Origin of the sequence: Marinobacter orientalis, from assembly GCF_004792665.1 — a bacterium.
Lineage (GTDB): Bacteria > Pseudomonadota > Gammaproteobacteria > Pseudomonadales > Oleiphilaceae > Marinobacter > Marinobacter orientalis.
Genome location: NZ_SRZX01000006.1, coordinates 203,777 through 224,834, shown reverse-complemented (window position 1 = coordinate 224,834; position 21,058 = coordinate 203,777). Strand labels below are relative to the sequence as shown.

Annotated in this window: 15 protein-coding genes and 4 tRNA genes; 2 read left to right on the top strand and 17 right to left on the bottom strand. The window is 56.2% G+C overall.

What is annotated here, in order from left to right; genetic code table 11:
- The 4 genes from DIT72_RS15800 to zwf all read right to left on the bottom strand — a co-directional run.
- Positions 1-640: IS110 family RNA-guided transposase (locus DIT72_RS15800; protein ID WP_135956204.1), on the bottom strand; the 640-nt coding region annotated here is incomplete at its 3' end.
- Between the two features lie 290 nt (positions 641-930).
- Positions 931-1,578: a bifunctional 4-hydroxy-2-oxoglutarate aldolase/2-dehydro-3-deoxy-phosphogluconate aldolase gene (locus tag DIT72_RS15795; RefSeq protein ID WP_135956203.1), complete on the bottom strand. Its 648-nt coding sequence runs from the start codon at positions 1,576-1,578 to the stop codon at positions 931-933.
- Positions 1,579-1,617: 39 nt separating this feature from the next.
- A complete protein-coding gene (gene pgl / locus DIT72_RS15790; protein WP_323053155.1) occupies positions 1,618-2,337 on the bottom strand; it encodes a 6-phosphogluconolactonase in 720 nt (239 codons plus the stop codon).
- Complete coding sequence (zwf, locus tag DIT72_RS15785) at positions 2,324-3,799, bottom strand: glucose-6-phosphate dehydrogenase (protein WP_135956202.1); 1,476 nt, start codon at positions 3,797-3,799, stop codon at positions 2,324-2,326. Before zwf ends, pgl begins: the two co-directional genes overlap by 14 nt.
- Before the next feature lie 213 nt (positions 3,800-4,012).
- On the opposite strand from zwf, the gene DIT72_RS15780 reads away from it, so the two are divergent.
- Positions 4,013-4,882 carry a MurR/RpiR family transcriptional regulator gene (locus DIT72_RS15780; RefSeq protein WP_135956201.1) on the top strand — a complete coding sequence of 290 codons (870 nt, stop codon included), beginning with the start codon at positions 4,013-4,015 and terminating at the stop codon, positions 4,880-4,882.
- Positions 4,883-4,960: 78 nt separating this feature from the next.
- Here the strand turns inward: DIT72_RS15780 and DIT72_RS15775 are convergent, their stop codons facing one another.
- The 10 genes from DIT72_RS15775 to DIT72_RS15730 all read right to left on the bottom strand — a co-directional run bounded on the left by DIT72_RS15775 (position 4,961) and on the right by DIT72_RS15730 (position 14,308).
- A complete protein-coding gene (locus DIT72_RS15775) occupies positions 4,961-6,814 on the bottom strand; it encodes a SurA N-terminal domain-containing protein (protein ID WP_135956200.1) in 1,854 nt (617 codons plus the stop codon).
- A 170-nt stretch (positions 6,815-6,984) separates the two neighbouring features.
- Positions 6,985-7,257 carry an HU family DNA-binding protein gene (locus tag DIT72_RS15770; RefSeq protein WP_135956212.1) on the bottom strand — a complete coding sequence of 91 codons (273 nt, stop codon included), beginning with the start codon at positions 7,255-7,257 and terminating at the stop codon, positions 6,985-6,987.
- Positions 7,258-7,495: 238 nt separating this feature from the next.
- Entirely contained in the window at positions 7,496-9,913 is a 2,418-nt protein-coding gene (lon, locus tag DIT72_RS15765; RefSeq protein ID WP_135956199.1) for an endopeptidase La, read from the bottom strand.
- 163 nt (positions 9,914-10,076) lie between these two features.
- Positions 10,077-11,360, bottom strand: a complete 1,284-nt coding sequence (gene clpX, locus DIT72_RS15760) for an ATP-dependent Clp protease ATP-binding subunit ClpX (RefSeq protein ID WP_135956198.1) — start codon at positions 11,358-11,360, stop codon at positions 10,077-10,079.
- Positions 11,361-11,438: 78 nt separating this feature from the next.
- Positions 11,439-12,074, bottom strand: a complete 636-nt coding sequence (gene clpP / locus DIT72_RS15755; protein WP_135956197.1) for an ATP-dependent Clp endopeptidase proteolytic subunit ClpP — start codon at positions 12,072-12,074, stop codon at positions 11,439-11,441.
- Between the two features lie 184 nt (positions 12,075-12,258).
- Entirely contained in the window at positions 12,259-13,566 is a 1,308-nt protein-coding gene (gene tig / locus DIT72_RS15750) for a trigger factor (RefSeq protein ID WP_135956196.1), read from the bottom strand.
- A gap of 214 nt (positions 13,567-13,780) precedes the next feature.
- Positions 13,781-13,865 (bottom strand) — tRNA-Leu (locus DIT72_RS15745).
- Positions 13,866-13,949: 84 nt separating this feature from the next.
- Positions 13,950-14,025 (bottom strand) — tRNA-His (locus tag DIT72_RS15740).
- Between the two features lie 95 nt (positions 14,026-14,120).
- Positions 14,121-14,197: transfer RNA gene (locus DIT72_RS15735), tRNA-Arg, on the bottom strand.
- A gap of 34 nt (positions 14,198-14,231) precedes the next feature.
- A tRNA-Pro gene (locus DIT72_RS15730) sits at positions 14,232-14,308 on the bottom strand.
- A gap of 164 nt (positions 14,309-14,472) precedes the next feature.
- Between DIT72_RS15730 and folD the strand changes: the two genes are divergently transcribed.
- Positions 14,473-15,330: a bifunctional methylenetetrahydrofolate dehydrogenase/methenyltetrahydrofolate cyclohydrolase FolD gene (gene folD, locus DIT72_RS15725; RefSeq protein WP_135956195.1), complete on the top strand. Its 858-nt coding sequence runs from the start codon at positions 14,473-14,475 to the stop codon at positions 15,328-15,330.
- Positions 15,331-15,507: 177 nt separating this feature from the next.
- Here folD and DIT72_RS15720 read toward each other — a convergent pair whose 3' ends face one another.
- The 3 genes from DIT72_RS15720 to DIT72_RS15710 form a co-directional block, all read right to left on the bottom strand.
- Positions 15,508-17,688 (bottom strand): malate synthase G, encoded by a 2,181-nt coding sequence (locus tag DIT72_RS15720; protein WP_135956194.1) that lies wholly within the window; start codon positions 17,686-17,688, stop codon positions 15,508-15,510.
- Positions 17,689-17,831: 143 nt separating this feature from the next.
- Positions 17,832-19,214 (bottom strand): cysteine--tRNA ligase, encoded by a 1,383-nt coding sequence (gene cysS / locus DIT72_RS15715; RefSeq protein ID WP_135956193.1) that lies wholly within the window; start codon positions 19,212-19,214, stop codon positions 17,832-17,834.
- 87 nt (positions 19,215-19,301) lie between these two features.
- A complete protein-coding gene (locus DIT72_RS15710; RefSeq protein WP_135956192.1) occupies positions 19,302-20,978 on the bottom strand; it encodes a glutamine--tRNA ligase/YqeY domain fusion protein in 1,677 nt (558 codons plus the stop codon).
- Between the last annotated feature and the right edge of the window lie 80 nt (positions 20,979-21,058).

Genomic DNA, 21,058 nt, shown 5'->3' with positions numbered 1-21,058 from the left:
GCTGACAGGTCTCGTCCTGTTTCGCCGTCTGTTTCACCTGCTCGTCGTACCAGGCCAGTTCCTCTTCCAGCTTCATGAAATGCTGGTACTGGCGGCTCAGCAATTGTCGAGCCCGCTCGGTCAATGCATTGTCGGCGTCCGCCAGGGCCAGCGGCAGCTCCCGGCGCAAGGCGGCGATTCCCTTGGGGATGATCACGCCATACTCGGCCAGCAGGCCCCGCAACTGATTGCTTATCCGGGTCCTGTCCTTGCTCACTCCCTGGCGCAACTTGTGCAGCACCTGCTCATCCTGCTGCTCCGCACTCTTGATGGGCACCGGGCGGATCCGCCCGTGCTCGCAGGCCTCAGCAATGGCCTGGGCGTCGTTGTAGTCGTTCTTCTGACCCCGCAGATACCCCTTGACGTGTTGTGGCGGCAAAAGCTCAACCTCATGCCCCAATGCCTGTATCTGGCGGGCCCAGTAGTGGGAGCTGCCACATGCCTCCAGGGCGACCGTGCAAGGCTCCTGCCGCACCAATTGCTCAAGCAATTGACTGCGGCGCACTTTGCGCTTCCAGCCGCACTGGCCTTTCGGCCCCAGCCCGTAAAGGACAAAGGTGTTCTTTGCGAGATCAATGCCAATCGTTGTAAGCTTAGTCATGGTCTCCTCCCACTCATGTCTGATAGGAAATCTCCTTCCCTATCCTGGCGCATTGCGACGCCGATTAGGAGGGGAGGAGACCATCTCATCGACCTACATTTGTTCTTGCCGCATCCGAAGCGTTATCTTCGAAGCCCGATCAAGCGGTTGCTGGGCCGGTCTTTCGGGAAACGCTACGAGCACGTCCATGTGCGCTTGAAATTGGCCATCCCTGGCCAATTACATTCCCGAAAGACCGGCCCACCAACCGCGAAAACCCCAATTCATCAGGCTACAGACCGAGGAAAATCTCAGAGATCGAGAAGACTTCCCCGAACAATCTCCGAAATCTGCCCCCAGTCACCGGATTCAACCGCCTCTCCCGGAGTCAACCAGGTACCACCAACAGCTGCCACATTGTCCAGCGCGAGATAGTCCTTGGCGGTGTTCCGACGAATACCACCGGTCGGGCAGAAGGTGACGTCCGGAAAGGGTCCGGAGAAGGCTTTCAGGGCCGGGATACCGCCGGCGACTTCGGCCGGGAAGAACTTGAATTCGCGATAGCCCAGATTGTAGGCCACCATAAGCTCGGAAATGGTGGCAATGCCCGGCAGCAGGGGCGCCCCGGAGGTGACGCCAAATTCCAGGATGGCTTCGGTAACGCCCGGGGTGATCACAAACTGGGCACCGGCGGCTTCCACCTGGCGGTACTGGGCAATACTGGTTACCGTGCCGGCACCCACCCAGGCGTCCGGAATGGCTTTTCTTACCTGCTCGATGGCTTTTACGCCGTGGGAGGTACGCAGAGTGATTTCCAGAACACGGATACCGCCATCAACCAGGGCCTGACACAATGGCACCGCCTGGTCGGGGTGGCCGATGGTGATCACCGGAATCAGGGGTGAGGCGCTGAGCACCGACCGGACCCGGTCGCGGTGAAAATCAGACAGTTGGCTCATAATTTTTTCTCCGGTAAAACGGTTCCATGGCCGCGGCTCTCAGGCGCTCCAGAAAATCTGCAGGCCGGGCCTGAGGAAGGCACGGACGGGCATTTCCTTTACCTGGCGGATATCACTGCAGGCCGCCTTCAACGTTTCCAGTTTGTCATCACCTTTCAGGTGCAGCGCCGTGAAGCCAGCGCGGCTCAGTGCTCCCAGCGTAAGCGTTATGCGCTTCTCGGGCCGGGAAGGCGGTGTCACTGGCGCCACAATGGCGGCGGAATCGGTGTCCAGAGCCTCGTCCAGCTCCGGCGCATCGGGGAACAGGGATGCGGTATGGCCGTCGTTGCCCATACCCAGAATCAGCACGTCCAGCGGTAGATGAAGATCAGCGAGCGCCGCTTCTACTGCGGCAAGACCATCTGCCGGAGTATCACCGGGCTGCTTCAGTGACAGATAGTTGGCCTCCGCTGCAGGGCCCTGCAGGAGATTCTCTTTCACCAAACGGGTATTGCTGGACTCATCGTCTTCCGGCACCCAGCGCTCATCCGCCAGCAGTACATCAATTCGCGCCCAGTCCAGCGGCTTTTGCCGCAAGGCCCCGAAGAACGGCCGGGGTGTGGAGCCGCCGGAGACCACAAGGCTGGCCCGGGGCGCAATCAGAAGCCTCTCGGCAAGGTGGTTGGCAACGGCATCCGCCAGAGCCACGGCGGCGTCATCAGGGGTATCAAAAAAGTGCGCATCCACCCCATCCGGCAGATTCAGATCATGCATCTTCATACCAGCTCCTTCCGTCCCGCGTGATCATTGCAATGGAGGCCACCGGGCCCCAGGTGCCAGCGGCGTAACGCTTCGGTGGCTCCCCGCTGTCCTCCCAGTTACGGATAATCTGGTCCACCCACTGCCAGGCATGCTCCACTTCGTCACGGCGCACAAACAGATACTGGTTGCCTTTCATGATCTCCCAGAGCAGCCGCTCGTAGGCATCGGGAATGCGATCGGTTTCGAACGTTTCCGAGAAAGTCAGCTCCAGCGGTCCCTGGCGCAGGCGCATACCCTTGTCCAGGCCCTGATCCTTGGTGAGAATCTGCAGAGACATACCTTCGTCCGGCTGCAAACGGATGATGAGCTTGTTGTTGGCCAGGTGTTTCTGGTCCGGATCAAAGATGTAGTGAGGTGCCGGTTTGAAATGGATAATAATCTGGGACAGCTTTTCCGGCAGGCGCTTTCCGGTACGGATATAGAAAGGCACACCGGACCAGCGCCAGTTCTCAATTTCGGCTTTAAGGGCGACAAACGTTTCTGTCTTGCTTCGCTTGATGGCGCCCTCTTCTTCCAGATAACCGGGAACCGGCTTGCCGTCACTGGTGCCTGCGGTATACTGGCCGCGCACCACATGGGTGTCCATCAGGTGGGGGGTAATCCGCCGCAGCGCCTTCAAAACCTTTACTTTCTCGTTACGGATACTGTCGGCGGAGAGGTCCGCGGGCGGGTCCATGGCGATGAGACATAACAACTGCAGCAGGTGGTTCTGGACCATATCGCGAACCTGGCCGGCCTTGTCGAAATAGCCCCACCGGCCCTCAATACCAACGCTCTCCGCCACCGAGATTTCCACATGGGAAATGTGGTTCTGGTCCCACTGGGACGCAAAAAGGTTGTTGGCAAAACGCAGGGCAATCAGGTTCTGGACCGTTTCCTTACCCAGGTAATGATCAATCCGGAACAACTGGTTCTCGTTATAGACTTCACCCAGTTCGTCGTTAATAACCTTGGAGGATTCCAGGTCATGGCCGATGGGCTTCTCCACCACAACCCGGGTGTCCTGGTCACAGCACCCGTTGCTGCGCAGATTGCGGGCAATGACACCATACATGGCAGGTGGTGTCGCCATGTAAACAATCAGATTGCTGGCTTCGATGGTGCGCCACCCGTTAAGATCCCTGTAGCCCTCCGAGTTGGTAAAATCGAGAAAGTGATAGTCCACTCGCTGCAGGAAGCCCTCTGCCACGCCAGCATCAAACTCGTGCCACTTTACATGTTCCTTGAGCTTTTCGAGGAGAATTCTGCGAACCTCTCCGGTGCCAGCCCGGTTTCTTGCGATGGCAAGAATGCGGGTACCATCATGCAGCAACCCCGCGCGTTCGAGCTGATACAGCGCGGGAAACAGTTTGCGTTGCGCCAGGTCCCCCAGCGCTCCAAACATCATCAGGTCACAGCGGGTATTGATCGAATCAGCCATCGGGTTCCTTCTCTCTAGTTTTGTGCAGAACGCACAGTCCCCACGACTTGAGGCGCTAATGTCGTAATTTTATTAAAATAATGACACCTGAAACCCCATTTTCCAAGGAAATTTCCCATTTATTGATACTTTTACTACCACAAATCGCCCGGAAACAGGTTATAATCAGCGCGGATTTTGACACGAAAGCCGATAAATCAGGGAGTATTCTCAATGGCTGCCAATCAGGCGCAACGCGACGACAATCTGCTCGAAGATATCCAGCTGAGGCTGGACACTCTTAACAAATCCGAGCGCAAGGTTGCCGAAGCAATTCTTCGCGACCCCAGCGCCGCAACCCGATACAGCATTGCGGCATTGGCGAGGGCCGCTGACGTCAGCGAACCTACTGTCAATCGGTTCTGCCGCGGGTTTTCCGCCACCGGTTTCCCCGATTTCAAAATCCGGCTGGCCCAGAGTATAGCCACTGGCACTCCCTATATCGGGCAAAATGTCGAGCCTGATGACACAGTGGCAGAGTTTGCCGACAAAATCATGCTCAGTACCATTGCCAGTCTGGACAAGGCGCGCCAGGCCCTTGATCCCAAAGCGCTGTCAGTGGCTATTGATTACCTGATCCAGGCCAAGCAGATCAACTTCTTCGGCATGGGCGGGTCTGCACCCGTTGCCATGGATGCCCAGCACAAATTCTTCCGCTTCAATATTCCGGTCATGTCCTATGACGATGCGCTGATGCAGCGGATGGTTGCCGCAGGCAGCACCACGGGGGATGTTATCGTGCTTATCTCCTACACCGGTCGCACCCGGGAAACAGTGGAGATTGCCCAGCAGGCCAGGGCAAACGGTGCCACAATTATCGGAATCACCATGCCCGGCTCACCGCTCGCCGAGGCCTGCACCGTAGTCATAGAAGTCACCGCTCCGGAAGACACCGAGGTCTACATGCCCATGTCGTCACGCATTATTCACCTTACCGTGATCGATATTCTGGCCACCGGCGTCACTCTGAAACGTGGCGCAGATTTTCTCGGTCATCTGAAAAAAATCAAGGAAAGCCTGAAACCCACGAGGTTTCCCATCTAGAAAGAAAAAGGCCCGGGACATTGTCCCGGGCCTTGGTCAAAACCGGATCATGCACCCGCTGACGGGTGCTTTTTTCGTCTACTGGCGCTCAACTTCCGCTCTCTCACGGAGATATTGCTGGTAGGCCTGATACTCCCGCTGGCCTTCCAGTGATGCCAGGAAGCTCTGGAGCTGGCTGAACTCGTTACCGTCCCGGTTTACCTCACCTTCATTGACCGCTTCAAGGGCGATAATGGCCATGCCGTTATTGGACATCACGGAACCATAAACTTCGTCGCCGTTTTCTGGCCGCTGCAGTGAAAACGCACGGGATATGACTGCACCACCCAGCACAGGACTGTTTCGCGGCTGATCGTCATAGGACTGCCATTCTCCAATGCCGATCTCCTCAGGCTCCTTGCCGGACTCCAGCTCAGCGATAACCGCTTCAGCTCGCTCGCTCAGAGCTTCCCGGGTCTTCTGACGGGTCAGTGCGGAACGGATCTCCTCTGACACTTCATCCAGTGGTTGTTGCTGGGCTTCGTGATACTCAGCCACTCTGGCAACCACGGACATGTTGTCGCCAACGTCGATCAGCTCGGTATTGAAGCCATCCTGCAGAACATCTTCGGAAAATAACTGACGCACGAGGCCCTCGTGATCAAATGGCGCTTCGCCACCATCCCGGGTGATACCACTTTTTTCCCGTATCTCGAGACCGAGCTCCTGGGCGGGACCTTCCAGATCGTCGGCGGCATACGCCAGATCGGCGAGCTCGGAACGAACCTCGGCGAAGCGCTCTGTAGCCTTGTTTCGTGCAAGTTCCCTGCGAAGCTCATCTTCAAGCTCCTCCAGCGGCGGCACCTCAGACTTCTGCACCTCCAGCAACTTGATCAGGTGAATACCGAAACTGGTCGAGACCGGCTCCGAGACTTCTCCCTCCTCAAGCTGGAACAGGGCTTCTTCAAACGCTTCGTCGTAAACACCACGCTCCGCAAAACCAAGGTCGCCACCCTCTTCGGCCGAGACTGTATCCACGGAAAACTCCTCAGCCAGTTCCGCAAATTCCTCGCCTGCCGCCAGTCTCTCCTGGATAGCCGACACGGTCTCCCCGGCATTCTCACCATCTTCAATCAGGATATGAGCTGCCCGTCGCTCCTCCCTGGCCAGCTCCGAGGAACGCTCTTGATAATACTCACGGAGTTCCTCGTCACTGACATCGATCGCTTCGGCGAGCGCTTCACGGGACAACACAATGTACCGGGCATCCACGCTTTCCGGCTGCTGGAACGCGTCCTGGTTATCCTGATAATAGGCTTCTATGTCGGCCTCGGTGACTTCCACCTGGTCACTCACCGTCTCCTCAGAGAGCGTCACCATCCGGAAATCCCGCGTCTGGTTCTGAATACGCAGCAGCTGGGCCACATTTTCATCAGCGACGATACCGCTCTGGGCGATACCCGCGCGAATCTGGTTCACCACATACTGCTGGCGCATGGTTTCCCGGAACTCGCCTACTCCCATTCCCAGATTCCTGACAGTCGATACAAACCGATCCCGGTTGAACGTACCATCCACCTGGAACTGGGGCATCTGGGTGATCAGTGAGTCGATATCCTGATCTGAAAGTTCAAGGCCCTGGTTCTCGGCATCCTGCGTCATGACCTTTTCCTGGATCAGCGACTGAAGAACGTCACGACGAACCTGGTCCTCATCAAGCATGGAGGGATCCGGATTATCCATTTCTGACAGACGACGCTGGGTTTCCATCTGCACAACGCGCATGAACTCACGCTCGGTGATGTCCTCGCCGTTGACTGTGGCAACCTCAGGTTCGCCGGAAAAACCGCCGACAATCGCGTCCATTCCCCAGATCGAAAGTGAAACAATCAGAAGGCCAATAATAACTTTGGCAATGGTGCCCTGGGCATTATCCCGAATATCTTGAAGCATGTTTCTCCCGGATCCCTGATCGATGTCTGTGAGGGTCTCTTAACGTAAAAAGGCGCATTCATTCAGGAATGCGCCTTGAATTCATCTGAGCTGGCTGACTGCGGTATTGCCACCGGGCCAACCGCTCCGGCAACCCCCGCTGTTCCGGGCGCTGCCGATGAAAGCAGCCGTTACTTAACGGCGTCTTTCAGGGCCTTACCTGCCTTGAACCCAGGCACCTTGGAGGCCGGGATCTTGATCTCGGCACCAGTCTGCGGGTTACGACCAGTGCGCGCAGCACGCTCTTTAACAGAGAAGGTACCAAAACCAATCAGCGTTACCTGATCGCCTTTTTGAAGGGCACTGGTAATGGAAGTGGTCATGGCATCCAGAGCGCGGCCAGCAGCGGCTTTGGAAATATCTGCAGATTCTGCAATTGCATCAATCAGTTCGGACTTATTCACACTAAACCCCTTCGATTTCAGGTTGAAGATGTTATAGGTTGGTTTGTTGTCTCCTGGATGTTCCCGACTATCGCATAAGCGGTCGGAGAATTCCATTCTTCACTATTTTTATTCCTTGCGGCTACTTACCGGTGTCCGGAATAGGCACTAACTGCGCGGGAGCCCTTGATATTGGCTGCTTCACGGCGAAACAGTTATACCAATGGGCTCTCTCGCATGTCAACAACACAGCGTGTGTTTAATGTGTATTTATGCGCTCTGCGGCCTCACCATCATCATCCCGGGGCTTGCTGGCAGCCTTCTCCGATGATGAATCCTCGGTGAGTGGTTCCGGTGGATAGGCCAGTGCTATATCCAGAACCTCATCAATCCACTTGACCGGACGAATCTCCAGGGACTCCTTGATATTGTCCGGTATCTCCTTGAGATCGCGGACATTTTCATCGGGGATGATCACTGTCTTGATACCGCCACGATGGGCCGCCAACAGCTTTTCCTTGAGGCCTCCGATGGGCAGTACCCGGCCCCGAAGGGTGATCTCACCGGTCATCGCCACGTCAGCCCGAACCGGAATCTGGGTCAGTGCAGAAACCAGCGCCGTGCACATGCCCACACCGGCACTGGGGCCATCTTTTGGCGTGGCTCCCTCGGGAACGTGAACGTGAAGATCGTGCTTTTCATGGAAATCGTCACTGATTCCCAGGCCAACCGCACGGCTTCTCACCACCGTCAGTGCGGCCTGGATTGACTCCTGCATGACGTCACCCAGGGAGCCGGTCTTGATGACTCTGCCCTTGCCTCTGGTCAAGGCACATTCCAGCGTCAGCAGTTCGCCGCCGACCTGAGTCCAGGCAAGTCCGGTAACCTGGCCGACCTGGTTCTTCTCCTCGGCCAGACCATACTTGAACTTCTTCACGCCCGAGTAATCCTCGAGCATCTCCGGCGTCAGCGTGACAGAGCTCTTGTCGCCGCTTTCTACGTGATCACGCACCACCTTGCGACAAAGCTTGGCAATCTCCCTCTCCAGGCCACGCACGCCCGCCTCACGTGTGTAGTAACGGATCAGGTCGCGCAGTGTTTCCTTCGGTATTTCCAGTTCGTTCCTGCGCAGACCATTGGCCTTTATCTGCTTCGGCAACAGATACTTGAGCGCGATATTGACCTTCTCATCTTCGGTATAACCCGGAATACGGATGATTTCCATACGGTCCAGCAGGGCTGACGGAATGTCCATGGAATTCGATGTGCATACAAACATCACGTCTGAAAGGTCGTAGTCCACCTCCAGATAATGGTCATTAAAGGTGTGGTTCTGTTCCGGATCCAGTACTTCCAGAAGAGCCGAAGCCGGATCACCGCGGTGGTCCATGCCCATCTTGTCGATTTCATCGAACAGGAACAGCGGATTCTTCACGCCCACCTTGGACAATTTCTGCAAAAGCTTGCCCGGAAGCGCACCAATGTAGGTTTTGCGATGACCGCGAATCTCGGCCTCATCGCGCACGCCACCAAGCGCCATACGGGTATATTTTCGATTGGTCGCGCGGGCAATCGACTGCCCCAGCGAGGTTTTACCTACACCAGGAGGCCCCACCAGACAGAGCACAGGACCCTTCACCTTTTTCACCCGGCTCTGGACAGCCAGGTACTCCAGAATACGCTTCTTGACCTCGTCCAGTCCGTAATGATCTTCGTCGAGAATGTCACGGGCTTTCTCGATGTCATGGCGAACGCGGCTGCGCTTCTTCCAGGGAATGGCCAGCATCCAGTCGATATAGCCACGTACCACCGTTGCCTCGGCAGACATGGGCGACATCATCTTGAGCTTGTTGAGCTCCGCTTCGGTTTTCTTACGGGCCTCTTCAGGCAGGCTGGCTTCTTCCAGCTTCTGCTCAAGCTCTTCAAAGTCGTTGTTGCCCTCACCGAGGCTGCCCATCTCCTTCTGGATCGCTTTCATCTGCTCGTTGAGGTAATACTCCCGCTGGCTGCGCTCCATCTGCTTCTTGACGCGGCCACGTATGCGTTTCTCAACCTCGATCAGATCGATTTCGCCATCCAGCTTGCCCAGAAGCAGGTCCACACGCTGGCGGATTTCCAGTGCTTCCAGAAGTTCCTGCTTCTCAGGAATCTTCAATTCCAGATGAGCGGCCATGGTGTCGGCCAGGCGCTCGAGTTCGGTGATGCCCGTGAGCGCGTTGGAGACTTCCGAAGGCACCTTTCTTGAGAGCTTGACGTATTTTTCAAACTCCTCCATCAGAGTCTTGACCAGGACCTCCTCTTCCCGTGCCGGCAGGGAGTCCTCATCCATCAGCATGGCCTTGCCGGACAGGTATTCACCGTCATCAATATTGGTGATGGTTGCCCGCGCGTTGCCTTCAACCAGGACCTTGACCGTCCCATCCGGCAGTCGAAGCATTTGTAACACGGTCGCCACAGTGCCCATGGCAAACACGTCGTCCGGGCCGGGCTCGTCGGTGGAAGCATCTCGCTGGGCAACCAGCAGGATCTCCTTGTTGCCCTCCATGGCCGCTTCCAGCGCCTGTATGGACTTTTCACGGCCCACGAACAGCGGCACTACCATGTGCGGGAACACCACCACATCTCTCAGTGGTAACAGCGGGTATTCTTGCACAGATTCTTCAGGTATCAGGGTCATAGAAAATCCTCTGACGATGTTTGATTCAGCATATCACCCTTCTTTGGGGCGACAGCAAAAATTGCAATCTTTTTACAGTTCGGAATGCCGCTCTTTCGCTTGTCCTCCGGCCATAAAAAAAGGGCGTCGCCGCCCTTTTTTGTCACGCTAACAGCCCGGGCACTCAGTCCTCGGGAACTGCCTTGGCGTGGTCACTGCTGTCATAGATCTTGAAGGGCTCTGAATGGCCGTTGATCACGCTTTCATCAATGACAACCTTGGAAACATCATGCTCGGACGGAATCTGGTACATGGTATCCAGCAGCGTTGCCTCCATGATGGAACGCAGGCCCCGAGCACCGGTTTTACGGATCATGGCCTTGCGGGCGACCGCCCGAAGCGCGTCTTCGCGGAAGTCCAGCTCTACACCTTCCATGTCAAACAGCTTCTGATACTGCTTGGTGAGAGCATTCTTGGGCTCTGTCAGTATCTGGACAAGCGCATCCTCATCCAGCTCCGACAGCGTCGCCACAACGGGCAGACGACCAACAAACTCAGGGATCAGGCCATATTTGACCAGATCTTCTGTCTCGACGTCCTTGATGATGTCGCCGGTATTCTTGATATCCTCGGGACTTTTCACCGTTGCTGAAAACCCGATACTGCTGCGGTCAGAACGCTCCTGAATCACCTTGTCCAGGCCGGCAAAGGCACCACCGCAGATAAACAGCATGTTGCCGGTGTCCACCTGAAGGAATTCCTGCTGCGGATGCTTGCGCCCGCCCTGGGGCGGAACTGAAGCAACCGTGCCTTCAATCAGCTTGAGCAGCGCCTGCTGTACACCCTCACCGGACACATCCCGTGTAATGGAGGGATTATCAGACTTGCGGGAAATCTTGTCGATCTCGTCAATGTATACGATGCCGCGCTGGGCCTTATCCACATCGTAATCACATTTCTGCAGCAACTTCTGAATGATATTCTCAACATCCTCACCAACATAACCCGCTTCCGTGAGCGTGGTGGCATCAGCAATGGTGAACGGAACGTTGAGCATCCTTGCCAGCGTTTCTGCAAGCAATGTCTTGCCACTGCCAGTGGGGCCAATCAGCAATATGTTGCTCTTGCCAAGTTCCACCTCGGCCTTGCCCTCGCCGTAACGCAGGCGCTTGTAGTGGTTGTACACCGCTACTGAGAGCACCACCTTGGCCCGGTCCTGGCCGATCACGTACTCGTTAAGCGTGTCGCGGATTTCGGCGGGTGTCGGAAGACGATCGCTGGCTTCTTCCTGGGCATTTTCCTGGATTTCTTCCCGGATAATATCGTTGCACAGGTCGACGCACTCGTCGCAGATGAACACCGAGGGCCCTGCAATGAGCTTACGGACTTCATGCTGGCTCTTTCCACAAAACGAGCAGTACAGCAACTTGCCGTTATCGTCGCCTCTGCCGTTTTTTTCATCTGCCATTGAAATACCTCTGAGCTTGGTTTACCGACGCAGTTACCACTATACGCCGGCAGGGAATGTTGCGATTACCTTCCAGTATTATTTATTCGGTACACGCTTATCAAGTATAGAATCAATCAGGCCATAGTCCTTTGCCTGTTGTGGATCCATAAAGTAATCACGGTCTGTGTCCTTGCCGATGGTTTCCAGCTTCTGGCCGGTATGGTGCGCAAGGATGGAATTGAGGGTGTGGCGTATCTTCAGAATCTCACGTGTGTGGATCTCGATATCCGATGCCTGGCCCTGATAGCCGCCCAGCGGCTGGTGGATCATGACCCGCGAATTCGGCAGGCAGGCACGTTTGCCTGCAGCACCGCCGGCCAGCAGGAAAGCGCCCATACTGGCCGCCTGACCCACACAGAGGGTGGCCACATCCGGCTTGACAAACTGCATGGTGTCGTAAATGGACATGCCAGCAGTCACAGAACCACCCGGGCTGTTGATGTACAGGTGAATGTCCTTGTCAGGATTTTCTGACTCGAGGAACAACAGCTGCGCCACAATCAGGTTGGCCATGTGATCCTCAACCGGGCCTACCATGAAGATGACCCGCTCCTTGAGCAGACGCGAAAAGATATCAAATGAGCGCTCGCCCCGTGCGGTCTGCTCTATAACGATTGGCACCAGGCCGGAATTGGTAACCATTGCGGGGCCATCGATTGGTTTCTGCGTCATGATGCGCGTGAACTCCTTTCTGGACAATGAGGTGGCGTTGGTCTGCCACAGCGTTATAAATCGGCAAAGCCTCGTAACTACTCCCACTCTGCCAGCACCGGGCCAAGATGAAAACAGCCGGACGTGCCGGCTGCTTCACTCAGTACATGCCGGGGACACTGATTTTATTGGTCCCCCGCAGTCTTTAACCCTGTTGCTGCTGGCCGGCCTGGATAGCCTCTTCGTACTTGAGCGTCTTTTCCTTGACGTCGGCCTGATCCAGAACCAGGTCAACAACCGCATCTTCGAGAACAGAGGACTCGATCTGCTGCTTCTGCTCCGGGTTGCTGCTGAAGTGCGCGACAACCTCCTCCGGTTGTTCATACGTTGATGCGATTTCCTGGATCTTTTCATCCACTTTAGCAGGATCTGCTTTCAGGTCATGCTGCTTCACGACTTCCTGGAACAGCAGGCCGGTTTTTACACGACGACGAGCCTGCTCTTCAAAGATCTCTTTCGGCAGCTGCTGCGGATCAACCTGGCCGCCGAACCGCTGTACCGCATCCTGGCGCAGACGGTCGATTTCCTGGTCTACCAGGGCTGTGGGAACTTCAAGGTCGGTACTCTCGAGCAGTCCTTCAACAACGTCGTTCTTGACCTTGTTGGAGACAGCCTGCTTGAGCTCCCGTTCCATATTCTTCCGGACTTCTTCACGGAAGGTAGCTTCGTCTTCTGCGTCGATACCGAATTTCTTGAAGAACTCGGCGTCCAGTTCCGGTAACTGCGGCTCCTGAACGTCGTGAATCTTGATCTCGAACTTCGCCGGCTTGCCCGCCAATTCTTCGTTCTGGTAATCCTCGGGGAAGGTCACTTCAATCTCGAACTCTTCGCCAGCCTTGCCGCCAACGATGCCCTTTTCAAACCCGGGAATCATCTGGCCGGAACCCAGGGTCAGTTTGTGGTTCTCGGCAGCGCCACCTTCGAACTCCTCACCGTCCACAAAGCCTTTGAAGTCGATCAGCACCACGTCCTTGTTCTTGGACTTGCGCTTGACGGATTTCATGGTCGCCTGCTGGCGGCGCAGATTGTCGATCATGGTGTCGACGTCTTTTTCGGTAATCTCGGCCTTCGGCTTTTCAACGGAGATCTTGCTGAAATCACCCAGCTCCACTTCCGGCATCACTTCAAAGACGGCCACGAACTCGAGGTCTTTGCCCTCTTCCATGGTTTTCGGTTCAAACCTGGGCCAGCCGGCCGGATTGATGTCCTGCTCCTGGAGCGCCTTGATGTAGTTGTCACGCATGACTTCGCCGACAATTTCCTGACGGACGCTGTCACCGAAACGACGCTTCACCACACTCATGGGCACTTTGCCCGGACGGAAACCGTTCATCTTGACTGTGCGTGCGGTTTCCTGCAGGCGCTTCTGGACCGCCTGGTCGATTTCCTGGGCGGGCACACCAATCGTCATCCGACGTTCGATGTTGGAGGTCGTTTCAACAGACACTTGCATGGAAGATCCTCAAATTACAGGTTCGGTATGTGAATGAAAGTAAAACCAAAAGTCCTGTTCAGGGCGAATTCCCGGAAAAGGACGCAAATTTAAAAGCCGGTAGTTTATCACGGTTTGCCATGCCGAGAGAATCACCCGATAAAGGCTCTTTTGCGACAAAGGTTCACGAACGGATCAGGAAAAGGAAAAAGAGGAGAAAACCAATAAGATAAAATGGTGCGAGCGGAGAGACTCGAACTCTCACGGGTTGCCCCACTGGAACCTAAATCCAGCGCGTCTACCAGTTCCGCCACGCTCGCACAGTGTCGCGGGCTGCTCTGCCTGACATTCGGGAAGAACGGACCTGCCTTGCGGAAAAAACCCTGGAATACTTCAGAAAAAATTGGGGTGGACGAAGGGGATCGAACCCTCGACCGCAGGAGTCACAATCCTGAGCTCTACCAACTGAGCTACGTCCACCACATCCAGACTATCGACGGGCAATTCCCCGCCCAATACTCCAAATTAACTTTGCTGATTCGGTGTCTCCGGGACGGATCAGACCGTCTGCGGTATGGCGCGCCCGGCAGGACTCGAACCTGCGACCACCGGCTTAGAAGGCCGATGCTCTATCCAGCTGAGCTACGGGCGCATAGAACCGTTCGCCCACCTGAATATTCAGAAAGTGGTCGGGGTAGAGAGATTCGAACTCCCGACATCCTGCTCCCAAAGCAGGCGCGCTACCAGACTGCGCTATACCCCGTCTGAACTGAACAACAGAAACCTCAGCAAAGTTGGCGCGCATATTACCGGCGCCGAACCGGTCCGTCAACAAGCATTTGGGCTTTTCGCCCATCGATTGGCGGCAGACCCCAAGCATGAGACAATGCAACGCCTTCATCTTCGCATAACCGACAAGACAAAGACATGAGCGCCAAACTGATTAACGGAAAAGAAATCGCAGCCGCCGTGCGCCAGCAGGTCGCGGCAGCAACCGAAACCCGCAAACAGCAGGGCCTTCGTGCTCCGGGACTTGCCGTGGTGCTGGTAGGCAGTGACCCGGCCTCTCAGGTTTATGTGGGCAACAAGCGCAGGGCCTGCGATGAGGCCGGCATCATGTCGCTTTCTTATGACCTGCCGGAAGACACCTCCCAGGAGGCGCTGGAAGCACTGGTCGACGAACTGAATGAAAACGCGGATGTAGACGGCATTCTGGTACAGCTTCCGCTGCCGGCGCACATGGATGCAGACCCCATTCTGCTAAAGATTCGCCCGGACAAGGATGTGGACGGCTTCCATCCCTACAACATCGGCCGCCTGGTACAGCGCAAACCCGCCCTGAGGCCCTGCACACCCGCCGGCGTCATCACCCTGCTGGACAGCATTGACACCCCTTACAAGGGCCAGCACGCGGTCATAGTGGGTGCTTCCAATATCGTTGGCCGGCCCATGACCATGGAACTGCTGCTCAAAGGCGCAACGGTGACGGTATGTCACCGGTTTACCGATGACCTGGAGAAGTTCGTCAGAGAGGCCGATATTCTGATTGCAGCCGTTGGCAAACCGGGGCTGATCAAGGGCGATTGGGTCAAACCCGGGGCTACCGTGATTGATGTGGGCATCAACCGCATGGAAGACGGGAAGCTGCGAGGGGATGTGGATTTTGCCGCCGCTTCAGAGCGTGCGGCGTATATTACGCCGGTTCCGGGCGGTGTGGGGCCAATGACAATTGCGACGCTGTTGCAGAATACGCTTTATGCCGCTAACGAACTTCACAAGGATTGAGTGGCTTTGTCGGATTACGGCTTTGCCTAATCCGACCTACATGTGAAAACTTCCGGGGTGCCCGCCCGCAGATCGGATTAGGCCCCAATGGGCCGTAATCCGACAAAGCGGAACACTTCAAAAGCTCCACCCACAAAAAAACCCTGCAAAATTGCAGGGTTTTTTGTGGCCGGGCGCTTACTGCCCGTACTTCTCTTTCGCCTTCAGACGATAGGCGTGCAGTAGCGGCTCGGTGTAGCCGTTCGGCTGCTCGCGCCCCTTCAGCACCAGATCCATGGCTGCCTGGAAGGCAATGCTGGCATCAAACTCCGGCGCCATGGCGCGGTAGGACGGGTCGTTGGCATTCTGGCGATCCACAACAGCGGCCATGCGTTTCATGGTTTCGTGGATCTGCTCTTCAGTGCAGATGCCATGGTAGAGCCAGTTGGTCAGCAACTGCGAGGCAATACGCAGTGTTGCACGGTCTTCCATCAGGCCCACATCATTGATGTCGGGCACCTTGGAGCAACCTACACCACTGTCGATCCAGCGCACCACGTAGCCGAGAATACCCTGGGCATTGTTGTCCAGCTCCTGCTGGATCTCTTCAGCTGACAGGGACTCCGGATCATCCATGACCGGAACTGTGAGGATATCGTCCAGGTTGGCGCGTGTCCGGCTTTCCAGTTCTTTCTGGATATCGGCAACACTCACCTGGTGATAATGGATGGCATGCAGGGTAGCCGCAGTGGGCGATGGAACCCATGCAGTATTGGCACCGGCTTTCGGATGGCCGATCTTGGCTTCCAGCATGCCCGCCATCAGGTCCGGCATGGCCCACATGCCCTTTCCGATCTGCGCAACTCCGCGGAAACCGGTCTCCAGACCGATATCCACGTTCCACTGTTCATAGGCCTGAATCCAGGTCGCCTGCTTCATCGCACCCTTGCGCATGAACGGCCCCAGCTCCATGGAGGTGTGGATTTCGTCACCGGTGCGGTCCAGGAAGCCGGTATTGATGAACACCGCACGCTCTTTGGCGGCATGGATACAGGATTTCAGGTTAACGGTCGTACGACGCTCCTCATCCATGATACCGACTTTGAGCGTGAACGCGGGCAGGCCGAGTGCATCCTCGACGCGACCGAAAAATTCATTGGTAAACGCCACTTCTTCCGGCCCGTGCATCTTGGGCTTGACGATGTAAACCGAACCGGTGGTGCTGTTCTGTAGCTTGCCGGTGCCCTTGAGATCGTGAATCGCTATCAGCGAGGTCAACAGACCGTCCATCAGTCCTTCAGGCACTTCGCTGCCATCTTTCAGCAGGATCGCCGGGTTGGTCATCAGGTGCCCGACGTTGCGCACAAACATCAGACTGCGCCCCTTGAGTACCAGCTCACCACCATTCGGCTTGTTGTAGGCCCGGTCCTGATGCATTTTGCGGGTCATTTGCTCCCCGCCCTTGTCAAAAGTCTCTTCCAGGTTGCCCTTCATCAGACCAAGCCAGTTGCGGTAGGCCAGCGCCTTGTCGTCCGCGTCCACGGCGGCAACAGAGTCCTCGCAGTCCATGATGGTGGTCAGGGCAGACTCCATCAGCACGTCTTTGACGTGGGCACCGTCGTCCTTGCCAATGGGATGGCTGGCGTCGATCTGGATCTCGAAGTGCATGCCATTCCTGACCAGCAGAACACCGGCAGGCGCATCAGCAGCACCGGTGTAGCCAACAAAAGCAGATTCGTCTTTCAGGCCGGTGGACTCGCCATTCTGCAGCCTGACCACCAGTTTGCCACCCTCTACCAGGTACTGGACCGCATCCTTGTGGCTACCGGAGGACAGCGGGGCTGAGTCATCCAGAAGGTTGCGGGCGAACTCGATCACCCTGGCACCGCGTACCGGATTATAGCCACGGCCTTTCTCGGCGCCGTCTTCCTCGGGAATGGCATCGGTACCATAAAGCGCATCGTACAGACTACCCCAGCGGGCGTTGGCAGCGTTCAGGGCAAAGCGGGCATTCATCACCGGAACCACCAGCTGGGGACCGGCCATTGTGGCCACTTCCGGGTCCACATTGGAGGTGGAAATCCTGAAATCGCCCGGCTCGTCGACCAGATAGCCGATGTCTTTCAGGAATGACTTGTATTCGGCCATATCAAGCTTCTGGCCTTTATGGTCGCGATTCCAGGTGTCCATCTTCTCCTGAATGGCATCGCGCCTGGCGAGCAGCTCTTTATTGCGGGGAGCCAGATCGTGAACAATCCTGTCAAACTCGCCCCAGAATTTGTCAGTGTCGACACCGGTGCCCGGAATCGCTTCATTATTAACGAAATCGAACAGGTTCTTCGCGACCTGAAGGCCGCCGACTTGTACGCGTTCTGTCATCGTTGTTTGCCTCAGTGAGTTACTGTATTCCCTGCCCTTTCAGCAGGTTTCTCTGCTAGAGCCGTTATAAATCGTGGGCATGATTGTACGGGATTTTGCCTACAAGGTCATTCCCGCGCCTGCAACCCGGCTATTGACCAGACTTATCCCCGGCGCCAACTGGTACCCTCACGACTGTCATCAAGAATAATGCCATTATCCGCCAGTTCGTCACGGATCCGGTCTGCTTCGGCGAAGTCTTTCTGTTGCCGCGCCTCAGCCCGGGCCCGGATCATGGCCTCGATATCCTCTGTACTGAGCTCGCCGCCCGTATCGGCCTGGAAAAAAGCTTCCGGATCCTGCTGTAACAACCCGAGAATGCGGCCAAGTCGCACCAGCACGGCGGCACTTTCAGCGGCCCGCTGATCATCTGCGTCGCGACGGTACTGATTGATCTCGTTAACCACCGCGTGAAGAACTGCGATCGCCCCTGCGGTATTGAAATCATCATCCATGGCCTCCGCGAATTGCCGGTCGTGCCCGGTTTTCGCAACATCCTTGGCCGGCACCAGGCCCCGCAGAGCGTGATAAAACCTGGCCAGGGTATGTCCCGCTTCCGCCAGATTCTCTTCCGAATAATCCACCTGGCTGCGGTAGTGGCTGGAAACCAGGAAATAACGCACCACTTCCGGCGCGTATTTTTCGAAGATTTCCCGAATAGTGAAGAAGTTGCCCAGGGACTTGGACATTTTTTCTTTGTTCACACGAATGGCACCGGCGTGCATCCAGGTGTTCACAAAGGTGTGGCCGTTGGCACACTCGGACTGGGCAATTTCGTTCTCATGGTGAGGGAACAGAAGGTCCGGCCCGCCACCGTGGATATCGAAGGTCTCGCCCAGGCAGTGGTTCGACATCGCGGAGCACTCAATGTGCCAGCCTGGGCGGCCGTCGCCCCAGGGCGACTCCCAACTTACTTCACCGGGCTTGGCGGCTTTCCAGAGCACAAAGTCCGCCGGGCTGCGCTTGGCTTCCTGAACATCCACCCGGGCGCCGGCTACAAGGTCCTCCAGCTTTTTCTTGCTGAGCTTGCCGTAATCCGGGTAGGACTCCACCGAAAAGTAGACATCGCCATTGTCGGCGGCATAGGCGTGACCGCTGGCGACGAGCTTGTGGATCATGGCCACAATTTCGTTGATGTAATCGGTGGCACAGGGCTCTTCCGTCGGCGACAGAACCCCCAGTCTGGCCTCATCCTCGTGCATGGCCTTGATCATGCGCTCGGTGAGATCGCTATAAACCTCGCCATTTTCATCAGCACGACGCAGGATCTTGTCGTCGATATCTGTGATATTGCGAACGTAGTGAACGTCATACCCACGATGACGCAAATAACGCGTAATCACATCAAAGGCCACCAACACCCTGGCATGCCCCAGATGACAGTAATCATAAACCGTCATACCACAGACATACATGCGAACCTTCCCGGGCTCTATAGGCTTGAACTCTTCCTTCTTCTGACTAAGGGTGTTGTAGATTTTAATCACGTGATGCTCGTTGTTTGCCCGATGTATTGAGTATTGGTGCAGGTCGCGGCCAGGCCGCTTCCCTGACTTTATTCGTGCCTTCTGCTGCTATTTACCCTTGCCCCAGGAATCCCGGAGGGTCACGGTACGGTTGAATACCGGGCGGCCTGCTGCTGCGGTCAGTTCCTGATCACAGAAGAAATAACCCTCGCGCTCGAACTGATACGGCAGGTCTGTACGGGGTTGGGCCAGCGCCTTCTCTACCCTGGCGCCTTTTAATACCACCAACGATTCCGGGTTGATGGACTCAACGAAATCAGTTTCTTTGTCACTGTCCGGCGACTCGTGGTTAAACAGACGATCATACTGATTGATGTCTGTCTCAACGCTGTCCGTTGCCGAAACCCAGTGAACGACTCCGTTCGGTTTATAACCTTCCGGATTGACACCCAGCGTGCCGGGATCGTACTCGCATTTAAGTTCAACGATCTCACCGGCCTCGTTGCGAATAACCTCGCGGCAAGTCATCACATAACCACCACGGAGACGCACTGCCTGATCCGGTGCCAGACGCTTCCACTTGCGGGGCGGCTCTTCGGCAAAGTCTTCCTGATCAATGAACAGGGTCTGGCTCCAGGTTACTTCCCGCTCGCCCATATCCGGGTTCTGGGGATGTACCGGCAGCACCAGGTTTTCGGTCTTGTCTTCCGGGTAGTTGATCAGGGTAACCTTCAGCGGACGCATCACGCACATTGCACGCGGGGCGCGGGTGTTCAGGTCTTCACGGATGGCATGCTCCAGCATGCCCATGTCCACGGTGCCACCGGCTTTATTCACTCCGATCATGTCGCAGAAGGTGCGAATGGACTCCGGGGTATAGCCGCGGCGGCGCAGGCCGGAAATGGTGGGCATGCGCGGGTCATTCCAGCCATCCACGAAACCTTCATCCACCAGACGCCTGAGTTTGCGTTTGCTGGTAATGGTGTAATTCAGGTTCAGCCGTGCAAATTCAATCTGCCTTGGCTGGCAGGGAGCGGAGATGTTTTCCAGCACCCAGTCGTACAGCGGGCGATGGTCCTCGAATTCCAGTGTGCACAGGGAATGGGTAACCCCCTCCATGGCGTCGGAAATCGGGTGAGTAAAGTCGTACATCGGGTAGATACACCACTTGTCGCCAGTCTGGTGGTGATCGGCGTAGCGAATCCGGTACAGGATCGGATCCCGCATGTTGATATTCGGGGATGCCATGTCGATTCTGGCGCGCAGCACCAGTTCCCCGTTCCGGTATTTTCCGGCGCGCATATCCCGGAACAGTTGCAGGTTTTCTTCTACCGGGCGATCACGGTAGGGGCTGTTTTGCCCCGGCTCCCTGAGGGTGCCGCGGTATTCTGCCATCTGGTCGGCAGTCAGTGCGCACACATAGGCCTTACCCTTTTCGATCAGCTCAACGGCAAAGTCATAGATGGCGTCGAAATAATCCGAGGCGTAGCGCACTTCGCCGGCCCATTCGTAGCCCAGCCAGTGAACGTCCTCCTTGATGGCGTCAATGTACTCCTGGGACTCCTTCTCCGGGTTGGTGTCGTCAAACCGCAAAGTGCATACACCGTCGAAGGTTTCGGCAATGCCGAAATTCAGACAGATCGACTTGGCGTGGCCAATATGCAGGTACCCGTTGGGTTCCGGGGGAAACCGGGTCACCACCGTGCCTGTGTGCCCGCCTTTGGCGATTGCGTCTTCGATCAGGCTCTCGATGAAGTTATGGGCTTTCTTGGACTCGGCGCTCATACAATCTCAATCATAGGGTGTGGGTCTGAAACCGCGTATTATACTCACAAATCATTGCCTAACTCATGCACGCGTACAAA